General features: G+C 61.6%; 6 protein-coding genes. 1 reads left to right on the top strand and 5 read right to left on the bottom strand.

Annotated features, from left to right (window positions below; all coding sequences use genetic code 11):
* The coding region (locus ACYVDE_RS07065) for a hypothetical protein (RefSeq protein WP_460500783.1) at positions 1–309 on the top strand (309 nt) is incomplete at its 5' end.
* A gap of 210 nt (positions 310–519) precedes the next feature.
* Here ACYVDE_RS07065 and ACYVDE_RS07060 read toward each other — a convergent pair.
* The 5 genes from ACYVDE_RS07060 to ACYVDE_RS07040 form a co-directional block, all read right to left on the bottom strand.
* Positions 520–2061, bottom strand: coding sequence for a family 43 glycosylhydrolase (locus ACYVDE_RS07060; RefSeq protein WP_460500782.1), 1542 nt, complete (start codon positions 2059–2061; stop codon positions 520–522).
* 453 nt (positions 2062–2514) lie between these two features.
* Positions 2515–3009, bottom strand: a complete 495-nt coding sequence (locus tag ACYVDE_RS07055) for a SixA phosphatase family protein (protein ID WP_460500781.1) — start codon at positions 3007–3009, stop codon at positions 2515–2517.
* 148 nt (positions 3010–3157) lie between these two features.
* Positions 3158–4909, bottom strand: coding sequence for a GEVED domain-containing protein (locus ACYVDE_RS07050; protein ID WP_460500780.1), 1752 nt, complete (start codon positions 4907–4909; stop codon positions 3158–3160).
* 392 nt (positions 4910–5301) lie between these two features.
* A complete protein-coding gene (locus ACYVDE_RS07045; RefSeq protein WP_460500779.1) occupies positions 5302–6576 on the bottom strand; it encodes a M43 family zinc metalloprotease in 1275 nt (424 codons plus the stop codon).
* A gap of 181 nt (positions 6577–6757) precedes the next feature.
* The gene (locus ACYVDE_RS07040) at positions 6758–10876 is read right to left on the bottom strand and encodes a metallophosphoesterase family protein (RefSeq protein WP_460500778.1); all 4119 of its coding nucleotides are present in this window, start codon (positions 10874–10876) and stop codon (positions 6758–6760) included.
* Between the last annotated feature and the right edge of the window lie 279 nt (positions 10877–11155).

Raw genomic sequence — 11155 nt, 5'->3', positions numbered from 1 at the left:
GCCGAAGCCCGGGCCGAGGCGCGCGCCGAAGCCCGCCGCGCCGCCCGTCACCACAGCAGCAAGTCGAGCAAGTCGAAATCGCACAAAGCCGCCGCACACAGCAGCAAATCAAAATCGAGCAAGTCGAAGAGCAAAACCAAGTCGGCCACTCATTCCAGCAAAAGCAAGTCGAAATCGAAGGCCAGCAAAGCCAAAGCCAGCCACACCGCCAAAAAGGTGAGCGTGAAAAAGAAGGCCACTGCCCACAAAACCACGAAAAAGGCTACGGCTTCGAAGTCGAAAACCAAATCGAAGAAGCACCGCCGCTAGGCCGCGGCTTCAGGAAGCAACAGAAACGCCCGACACAGCTGTGCCGGGCGTTTCTGCTTTCGGGCCAGCGTGATTCAAAATTCCAGTGCGTCATGCTGAGCGCAGCCGAAGCATCTCTACCGCAGTAGTTAACCCAGTCTTAAGGATTAGTTACGCAGTAGCGATGCTTCGATTACGCTCAGCATGACCGTTTAACAACTTCTTTGTGCACTACCGCTGGTTGCGCACGATGAAGTTGTTGAACGTCGCCACGCCGCCGGTTTCGCCCTGCGCCAGCAGCGCCACGCGCACGCCGCGGTCCCAGGGTGGGAGGTAGGTGCCGTTCAGGCTGAAGCTCTCGGTGGGCAGGGGCTGCCAGGTGGCGCCGTCGGTGCTGTAGGCGAAGCGGTAGCGCTGCCCGCCCCACACCTCAAGGCGCAGGCTGAGCGTATCGCAGGGCTCGATGAACACCTGCACCAGCGTTTGGTGCTTGCCGCTGCGCAGGTGCCACACCTGCAGCTGGCCGTTGCCGGCCACCAGCGCCAGCGCGTTGTAGGGGTCGCCCACCGCGGCCAGGCCGGCATAGGTATCCACGGGCAGGTTGGCGAAATCAATGGTCGTGGCCGCTTTGTAGGTGGCCGCGTGCGTGCGACGGGCTACCACGGCCCCGAGACGCGAGGCCTCGGCCGTAAGGTGCAACTGGCCGTGGTGCACGACGGTCGCGGGCCGGGGCCCCAGTGGCCACTGCCAGGCCAGGCCCAGCTGGTCGCCCTCAAACTCCTCGGCAATGTTAAAGCGGCCCATATCCGTCAGCGCCGGGGCCTGGGGGCTGCGGTTCACGAACTCCGGCCAGCCTTCGGCGTTCCAGGTGAACTCGCTCAGTAGGCCCTGGCGGCCCACAAACTCGTGGCTTTCGGCCGCGTAGGCGTGGTGCAGCAGAAACCAGCGGCCATCGAGCTCGCACACCGTGCCGTGGCCGGGGCACTTCCACGTGCTGTTGCGGTCGAGAATGGGGTTCTGCTCATGCTTTTCCCAAGGGCCGAGCAGGTGGCGCGAGCGGGCCACGCCGGTGGCGTAGTTGCAGCCCTTGCCGCAGCAGGAGTTGCCAGCGTAAAACATGTAAAACCAGCCATCGTGGCGCACCAGGGCCGAGCCTTCCACGAGCGGGCCTTCCCAGCGGGCGTCGTTGCCGAACAGCTCCACGGCCTCACCCACCAGAGCGGTGCGCTCGTCGTTCAGGCGCTGCGCCCAGATGGGCGTGTCTTGGTGGCAGGAGTTGCCGTCTTCCTTCCAGATGAGGTAGAGGTCGCCGTGCTCATCAGGCATGGCAAAGCCGTCGATGGAGCCGGCCTCCTGGCCCACCAGCGGGCCGTGGTCGTGGTAGGGGCCGGCGGGGTGGTCGGCGCTGGCCACGGCCACGCACAGCATACCGCCCTTTTTGCGGGCGGTGTAGTACATGTAGGTGCGGCCGTTTTCGTGGTGAAATTCGGGCGCCCAGAAGTTGGAGCCGGCCCACTCGGGCGCTTTCTCCGGAAAAACGTGGCTTACTAACTCCCAGTCGAGCAGGTTCTTGGAGCTGAAAATTGGAAAGATGGCGCCCCATTCGGCCGAGGTGGCGCTGGCCCAATACGTATCGCCGATTTTGACGACGGTGGGGTCGGGAAAGTCGCCGGGCAGCACGACGTGGTCGTAGCTGATGCGGGCGGGAGGGGTTTCGGGTACGGCGCCGGGGGCAAATGCCTGACGGGCAGCCAGTTCTAGTTCAATCGACACGGGTGGGATGGTGAAAAGAGAATAGAAAAGAACACCGTGCGCTATAAAAGCCCAACGGTTACACGAAGCAAGATAGGGAGTAGGAATAAATAATGATGTGCGCCTGACCGCTAATTGGACGAACACCGGAAAATAGTCGCCAGGTGACGGCAAACAGCGGGCCGAATAACCGCCATGAGTGAGCATAATCCCCAAAAGCTTCTCACAAACCAACAAGGCACATTTCGGACCAATTAAAAATTTAGCAAGGCTGTTCGCAGGCGGCGAATTGATTTTTTCAACTATTTCGCAGAATGACGGGGAAGGCAGAAACTGAAAAAAGAACGTCATGCTGAGCTTGTCGAAGCATCTCTACCGCGCCACTAATCAATGTTAGTATCGCGGTAGAGATGCTTCGACAAGCTCAGCATGACGTTCTCAGTAGGTAGTAACTAGCTCGACCCTCCGCAGACGTTAACTCACGTTGCGCGGGTAATCGTAGAAATAGAATTCGGCGTTGGCCTTGCTCACGTCTTCCCACTTATCGCACTCGAAGCGCAGGCACACCACGGCAGCGGTGGGCATCTCGTTCACCGACGAAGGCGACAGCGCGTTGGCCGTTTCGGTGATGGTGGGGTTGTGGCCCACCAGCAGGACCGAGCCCGCACCGTTGGGCAGGGCGTGAATGATGGTGAGCAGGTCGTCCATGTCGGCGCCGTAGATGCCCGCATCGACGCTGATTTTATTCGACGGGTATTGTAGCTCGCGGGCCAGCAGCACGGCCGTGCTCATGGCCCGGACAGCTGGTGAGCTCACAATGAGGTCGGGGCAGATGCGGCGCTTGGCCAGGGCCTGGCCCATGGCGGGGGCATCGTCGCGGCCGCGGTCGTTGAGCGGGCGTTCCTGGTCGCTCAGGTCATCGAAGCTCCAGCTGGATTTGGCGTGGCGGAAGAGGTACAGGGTTTTCATAAAGGCGAAGCTAACGGCGTTTGAGTTACCGCGGCGGTTAGGAAAAGGTTATATCTGCAAACAGGGCTTTAATTGGTAAGGGCCGGCATTACACCAAAAAAGCCCCGACCTGGCGGCCGGGGCTTTCCGTTTTCAGTAGCTCAGAAAGCTATTCTTTCACGAAGCGCTGGTGCGAAGTGCCGGTGCCGTCGGTCACGTTCAGCAGGTAGGTGCCGGCGCGCAGGGCCGATACGTCGAGCTGGCCGTCGGCCATGGGCAGGTTCCGTACTTCGGCGCCGCGCAGGTCGTACACGCGCACCGAGAACGTGGCCTCGGGGTCGGCGTTGGCCGGGCGGGCAATGTTCAGCACGTTGGTGGCTGGGTTGGGATACAGGGTGTACTGGTCGGCCAGGGCGTTGGGGTTGCTGGTGCGAACCGTGCTGCCATCCATGCGGGCACCGCCCGAGATGCTCAGGGTGTAGTCTTCGGTTTCGCCGTAGCTGTAGCTGCCGCAGCTGGTGGTGGCCGAGTTGTCGCTCATCACCACGCGCAGACGGGTGTTGCCGCTCTTGGCCGTGGTGGGCACCGTGAAGGAGAACGAGCGGGTAGCGGCCGACGTGCTGGCGGCGGCATTCACCACCAGTTCGCCGGCATCGGTGAACACGCCGTTCTGGTTGTAGTCGATGTACACTTTGAAGTACTCCGAATAAGCCGTGCCGGTGAAGCCGGCCGACAGGCTGATGGTCTGGGCCGAGCCGGCGGCTACCGTGGTGCTCAAGGCCGTGCCGTCGTAGTAGCCGGCATTGGCGCCCGAGGTGCGGTTGATGCTGCCCAGCTGCACGAGGTCAACGTACTCATAAGCTACGCTGCTGCCTTTGCTTGAGCAGTAGGTAACCGTGGGGGGAGGCGTGGTGCCGCCAGGAGCCACACCACCTTGCGAGGTGAGCAGGCCCACGCGGGCGCCGCCGCTGGCAAACAGCGCGTTCATGCGCGAGCTCTGGCCGGTCGAGAACATGAACATGGCGGCGTCGTCCACATAGTCCATGTAGTTCATGAACATGTCGCCGTTCGGGCCGTTCGAGCACGATACGTGCGGGAAGGTGGGCTTGCCGTAGTTTTCCGAAGCTTGGTTGGGCGTGTCGCTCACGTTGTCGGTGCCGGTGCAGGCGCCCGAGTCATCACCCCAGATGTGATTCAGGTTCAGCCAGTGGCCCACTTCGTGGCTGGCGGTGCGGCCCAGGTTGTAGGGTGAAGTCACGGTGCCGGTGCGGCCGAAGTACACGGGCGAAATCACCACGCCGTCGGTAGCCAGAGCGCCGCCGGGGAACTGGGCGTAGCCCAGAATGCCGCCGCCGATGGTGCCTACCCACAGGTTCAGATATTTAGTAGCGTCCCAGGCGTTCAGGCCGCCGGTGCTGGTGCTCTTGATTTTATCGGCAGTGCCCCAGCTGGTGGTGGTGCTGCTTTTGCGCTCGATGCCGGTGGTGGCAACGCCGCTTGGTGTGCGTTTGGCCAGCACGAACTGGATGCCCACGTCGGCCACCAGGCCAGCGAAGGCGCTGGGGGTTTTGGTGTAGTCGGCGTTCAGCTTGTGGTAGTCCTCGTTCAGCACATCAATCTGCGACTGAATCTGGGCATCCGAAATATTTTCCGACGCCGTGCTGTAGAGCACGTGCACCACCACCGGAATGGTGACGGTAACAGCCGCCGTGCCGCGCTGGGCTTGGCCGGCGTGCTGGGCCGCAAACAGTGACGCCTGCTTGTCGATGGCAGCCATGCGGGCGGCCATGCCGGGGTCGGCGGCCAGTTGCTGTTGCAATACGTCGACCGTCGCGCAGGAGCGTTTCTGCGCCTGGGCCGAATTAGTGGTTAGCGCGAGGCCCAGCAGGCCCAACGCGGCAGCGTAAAAAGTTTGTTTCATGAAAACTGTTTGGTGAATGAGGTAAAAAATGTAATTCAGGTCGCCAAACTAGGAATTCTGTTGCAATTATTTCAACAGAATTATGTCTTTCGCTGCAATATTTTATTTTTGTGTCATTATGAAGGGTTATTTTTGAAATAATTGAATAATATTCATCTTTTATTCACGATAGTACGGCACCTGAATTAACAATCCACTTGCATCCGGCTTAGCCTGAATAACATCGGTAGCAGGGACAAGGGGATAAAAAGCAACGCCCCGCCCGATATGGGGCAGGGCGTTGTGGTATGGAACGGAGCAGGCGCAGTTCCCTGAATTTTCCATTCAGCCCGTACGAACGGGGGCTGGCGGGCCGGACTAAAAATTGGGGGTGCTCCGCCTATAATTTCCGCTTATTCCTTTTCGAAGCGCTGGCGGGTTACGTTCTCGCCCGAGCCAACGGTGATGTAGTAGAGACCGCGGGGGAGGTTGCCTACGCGCACTTGGCCTTGGCCGTCGTAGTTGATTTGCTTCATTTCGTGGCCCGCCAAGTCAAACACGTGCACCGTGGCACGGGCGGCGTCGGTGCCGGCCGGCAGGTTCAGCACGTCGCTGGTGGGGTTGGGGTAGGCAGCTACCAAAGTAGAAGTAGCGGCCGTGCGCGGGGCGGTGCCGCCCAGCGAGGTGAGCAGGCCCACGCGGGCACCACCGGCGGCAAACAGCGCGTTCATGCGCTGGCTCTGGCCGGTCGAGAACATGTACATGCACTGGTCGTCGGTGTAGTCCATGTAGTTCATGCTCATGTCGCCCGAGTTCGAGCAGGTCACGTGCGGGAAAGCGGGGCAGCCGTAGTTGCTGGTTTGCTGGGTGGGGGTGTCGCTCACCTGGTCGTTGCCGCAGGAGGCATCACCCCAGATGTGGCGCAGGTTCAGCCAGTGGCCTACTTCGTGGGTGGCGGTGCGGCCCAGGTCGTAGGTGGTGGTGTAAGTACCGGCCGGGTACTTGGCGCGGCTGCCGAAAGCCGAATACAAAATCACGACGCCGTCGGTGCTGGCCGAGCCGCCGGGGAACTGGGCGTAGCCGAGCAGGCCCTGGCCCAGGTTGCAGGCCCACAGGTTGAGGTACTTGGTGGCATCCCAGGCATCGTCGCCGCCGCGCTTCGAGTTCTTCACGGCGTCGTTGGTGCTCCACGAGCTGGTTTTGGTTTGCTTGTGAATGATGCCGTTGGTGGCCGCGCCGGTGGGCGTGCGCTTGGCCAGCACAAACTGCACGTTGGCATCGGCGGCGAGGCCGGCAAACTGGGCGGGCGTTTTGCTAGCGTCGGCGTTCAGCTTGCGGAAGTCCTCGTTCAACACGTCAATCTGCGACTGCACCTGGGCGTCGGAGATGTTCTGGGCCGCCGTGTTGTAGAGCACGTGCACTACCACCGGAATGATAACCGTGCCGGCCGTGGTGCGCTGCAGGGCCGGATTGGCTATGAGGCGCTGCGTGTGGGCTTCGATATCGGCCATGCGCTTGGCCTGGGTGGGGTCGGCGGCCAGTTGGGCGGCCAGCGCTTCCATCGAGCCGCAGGCGCGGCGGGTAATGATGCTTTCGGGCCCCTGAGTAGCCGTCGATTGAAGGTTTTGCGCCAGCGAGGACGAAGCCAGGCCCAGCACAGCAAGAGCGGACAAGTAGAGTTTTTTCATTGGGAGATGGGAAACTTGATGAGGGAATTATGAATTTGACTGGCAATGTAGAAAAAATTGCAATACAAGATGCTGGTTGTTGTGAAATTGACAATATCTTTTCTTTCTAAACACGGCGGGCGCTGCCGGCATTATCCGACAGCGCCCGCTGTTCTGCACACAAATTGCGCCCTGGAGCCTTCTAAAACAGGAAGTCGAAGCCAACGAAGACGAGCTTTTCTTCGCCCACCGAATACGTCACGTTGATGACGGCCGCCTTGAGAATATCGGCGTAGATACCGCCGCCGAAGCCGGTGTGAAAGGCCGACAAGCCGGTGCGGGTATCGTTGTCGGAGTACACGCGGCCTACGTCGGCCAGGCCCATTACGCCAAAAGTGCCCGGGAAGAGGTAGGCGTTGAACTTGAACAGCTCCAGGCGCGGCTCGAAGTTGGCGTAGAGCGAGGTGCGGCCGGCGAAGCGCGTGCGGCGGTAGCCGCGCAGGTTGGTGGTGCCGCCCAGCGTGTTGGCCTGATAGAAGCGGTAGTCGCCGTAGTTGCGCTGGTAGCCAATGCGGCCGGCGTAGGTGAGCTTGAAGGGGAAGTTGGGCGTGAGGTAGGCCGACAGTTCGGTGCTGAGGCGGCCGAAGCTCAGGCTTTCCTTGTTGAGCTGCCAGTTGTACTGGTACTCGTTGTGCCAGCGCAGGCCAATGCGCGGATTTTTCTCCGACGATACCGCGTCAATGTTGAAGTACACCAGCCCGCCGAGGTATTGGTTGGTCTGAAAATCGGAAGCGCGGATGCCAAAGCGACGGTTTTCATAGGTCGTGGTGCCGTCCTTGGTCGTCAGGCTGTCTTTGATAACCGTGCCGATGGGGCTTTGCTCCACCCGGAACTGGTCGTACTGCGGGCCGATACCGAATTTGGCAAAGGTGAAGATTTTGCGCTCGAAAGTGGGCGCAATGGTGAGGCGCTCGAAGCGCACGCGGTAGGCACCGTTCACCGTGCGGTTGGTCACGCGGCCGCGGTTGGCGTCGGCGGTGGCCAGGTTTGCGGTATTGTTGCCGATGCCGAAGAAGTTGTAGAGCAGCTGCGGGCCGTAGTACTGGGCCGCGATGTGCAGGTCGGTTTTCTTAAAAATGCGCGTAAACTGGCCCGAGTAGCGGATGTTGTAGGCCTCGCGGGCCGGCGCGAAGTTGGCCGTAATGGTTTGCTCCCACGAGTAAGGCTCGCGGCGGAAGCCGTAGTGGCGATAAGTAGCGCCGCCGCCGATGAGCACGCCATCGTCAATATTATAGCCGAAGAACACGGCCGGGCCGAAGTAGTCGAGGCGGTAGTCCTTCAGGTCGAAGCGGTGCGGGTAGTCGTAACGGCTCACATCCACGCCGGGCTCGAGGCGCAGGCGGGCCTCGCTGCTGGCGTTGATGACGTTGCCGGTGTCGGCGTCGTACACCTGAGTTTTGTGGAGCAGGCCACCCACGTGGTCGCGGGTGGTGATGGTGTCGCGGCCGGTACCGGCAATGATGCGCAGCTTCACGCCGCGCTTCACGTCGCCGCGCACGTCATACACGTCCTTGCCGCTGATGCCGTAGAGGCGTACTTCGTCGGTCACGGCGTCGTCAAACGTGCGGTCGTAGAGCGTTTTAGTCAGCTTGCCGTCTTTGTTGATTTTGCGCATCACCACGTGGGTTTTGCGGCCGGGCAGGCGCTCCACGATGAACTTTTCGTTTTTGCGCGAGCCGCGCACTTCCACAATCTCGGCCAGCACGTCGGCGTAGTCGCCGGCCAGCTTGGGCAGCAGGTCGCGCCGGCTTTTCAGCTTGGCCATGATTTCCTTGGCGTGCAGGTCGTAAATCTCCTTCGGCCACTTCTCGCGGAAGGCCTTTTCGATGATTTCATCGGTCAGGTGCTCCTTCATGTATGTGCCCTGGGCAATCCACTGCTCGCGGGTCACGGCGCTCATGAACACCCGGTCGTTGCTCATGCCGGTCTGGTTCAGGCCGCGGAAGTCGGCATAGTCGTAGCCGAAATTCTGGAAGTTGCGCACCGCAAACTTGCGCGAGATGAGGTAGGGGAGTACCCCGTCGCCCTTGAAGAAGGCAATGTCGCGGTCTTCGGGCACGGCCACGTAGCGGCGGTCGCCGTCCTTGGTTTTGCGCTCGCTCCAGCGCCACTGGTCCTCGTGCCGGTCCCAGTCGCCAATCCACATATCGAAGAGGCGCGAGCGGGCAAAGGCCACCTGGTCTACCTGGTTGTCGTTGTCTTCGAGCAGGCGCTCGAGCATCTTGTCGGTGCTCACCAGCTTGGTGGCGTAGCCCAGGCTGGCCACGTTGGCCTGGCTGTCCTTGGCGTCTTCCTCCAGGGCGGCGGGAAGGTCGTGGAACTGCGCGTAGTACTGGCCCAGCAGCGGGTCGCGCGGGATGAACACCGGCACCGGGTTGGTGTGCAGAATGCCGGCCGCCGTGCCCAGCGGCGGCAGCACAAACGACGCGTAGGGGTGCTGGGCCGAAATCTGGTCCTGCAGCACGGCTTTGGCCAGGCCGGTGCGCAGCTGCTCGGGCAGCACGGCGGCGGGGTCTTTGTCGATGCCGCGCAGCGAGAAGTTGTAGCCGGCCTCGTTGCGCACTTTCAGCGACGCGGTTTGCTTGCCGCCGCCGGTTTTGTAGGGCATCAGGCCGCCTTCGTCGTGGGCCAGGTCGAGGGTGCGGAACTTCACGGGCGTGGCCCACTCTTTGCGGTAATGCTCGCCCAGCAGCCAGTTGTGGAAGCGGCCGTGCTTATTGTATTCCGGGTTGATGGCCACCGTCACCGAGCTGTCGCGGAAATCGGGGCGCTTGGTCGGTATCGGGTCTTTGGCGATAATCTCGGCCGTTTTCTCCTTCTTCTTCTCCTTGTCGTCCTGGTCTTTCTTGATAGCCTCCCTGGTTTCGGGCAGCTGCTTGCCGTCGGCCTGGCCGTTGGTGGTAGTCAGGGCCGTTTCCGATACCGGTTGGGCGTCCTGCTTGGCCACGGCGGCGCTGGTGCGGGTGTAGAGCGGCGTGCGGAACACGCGCCGGGCGGTGCTGCCGTTGCCCTGAGGAATGAAGTATTCGGCCCACACCTGGCCGTCGGTGTAGTAGTTCACTTCGGCCCAGCCCTTCTCCTTATCCGAGAAAATGGCCCCGCCGCCCTTGCCGGGCTTCACGTGCTGGGTTTTGCAGCCCGAGCCGCTCACGATGAAGTGCGTGCTGCCCTCTTTGTAGTACTGCAGATTGTGCTCGTGCCCGGCCGCGTAAATCACGTTCGGATACTTGCTGAACAGCTCCAGCAGATTCTTGCGGTAAGCCTGGTAAGCGGGGTGGGGGATGTCCTGATTAATGCCGCCGTACTTGCGCGCAAACGGGTAAATCGACCCAATAATGGGCAGCGGCAGAAAGGCGTATTTATAAACGATGCTGAGCGGGAAGATGTGGTCGGCGAGCGTGAAGTAGCCGCCGTGAATGCCATCGGAGAACAGCGGGTGGTGCGCGAACACCATGATGTTCTTATTCTTGTTCCGCTCGATAACCTCCTGCAGCGCAGCGTACACCTCGTCCTCGTTCTCAGCCCCGCAGGTGCGCCCGATGGGGCGGTAGGCCGGCGGCGTGAGAAACCACTGCGAGTTGAGGGCAATGAGCACCACGTCGTCCTGCACGCGCACCTCAAACGGGCCGGGGCAGCCGTCGCGCGGCAAAAAGAAATCGCCGGTGTAGCTAAAGGCCGCCGAGTCCTTCTGCATGTAGCTTTCCACAAACGCCTGCTCGCGGTTCACCTGGGCCAGGCCGCCGGGCAGGCCCTGAATCCAGTCGTGGTTGCCAGGCGTCATGTACTTCTCGCCGGGGTAGCCCCGAAACACATCGAGCTGCGTGATGAGGCGCTTCTCGGCAATCTTACGGTCGTAGGCGCCCTCCTCGGGCATGCCGTAGTTGTAGATGTTGTCGCCGAGGAATATGGTCGTGCTGTTTTTGCCGGCCTTCATCATCTGCTGACGCAGGAAGTTGAGACTGGGCTCGCCGCCTTTTTCGGGCGGAATGGGGTTGCCCACGTCGCCAATCAGGAACACGCGATAGCGGATGTTGGCCGAATCGGGGGGCAGGTTGCGCTGCCAGTTCACGCCGGCGTTGCGGTAGTTGGGCCGGCTGCGGTGCGGGTTCTGGTCCGACTCGCCGGGCGAGGGCATTTCTTTCTGGGTTTCCTTGGGTGGTTTGGGCGCTTTAGCGGGCGCAGTCGATTTGGCCGACTGCCCAAGGGCAGCCCACGGCAGGCAACAAACCAGCAGAAAAGGGAGGCGACGAAGTAGGGTCATGTAAAGAGAGATACGAAGCGGCGCGCGGCGGAACCGTTGAAGAAAAATCCCGGCCGGCAGGCCCGTTACGCAAAGCGCGGCAGTGCGGTTAGGGCAGGTATTCTAACTTCCGGCCCCGCGTTCGCGTTGAAAGCCGGCAAGCTCGCCCCCGAACCGCCGTAGCTTCGCTTATCTATGGAAGAAATTACTCCCGAATCTGCCGGAACGGACGCTACTGCGCCGGTGCCCACCCCCGGTGACGCTGCTCCCGCCGACGCGCCCCGCCCCGCCCGGCGCTCC

The organism is Hymenobacter agri, from assembly GCF_054778495.1.
The sequence above is the reverse complement of the archived record's forward strand: the minus strand, read 5'-3'. Positions and strand labels throughout refer to the sequence as shown.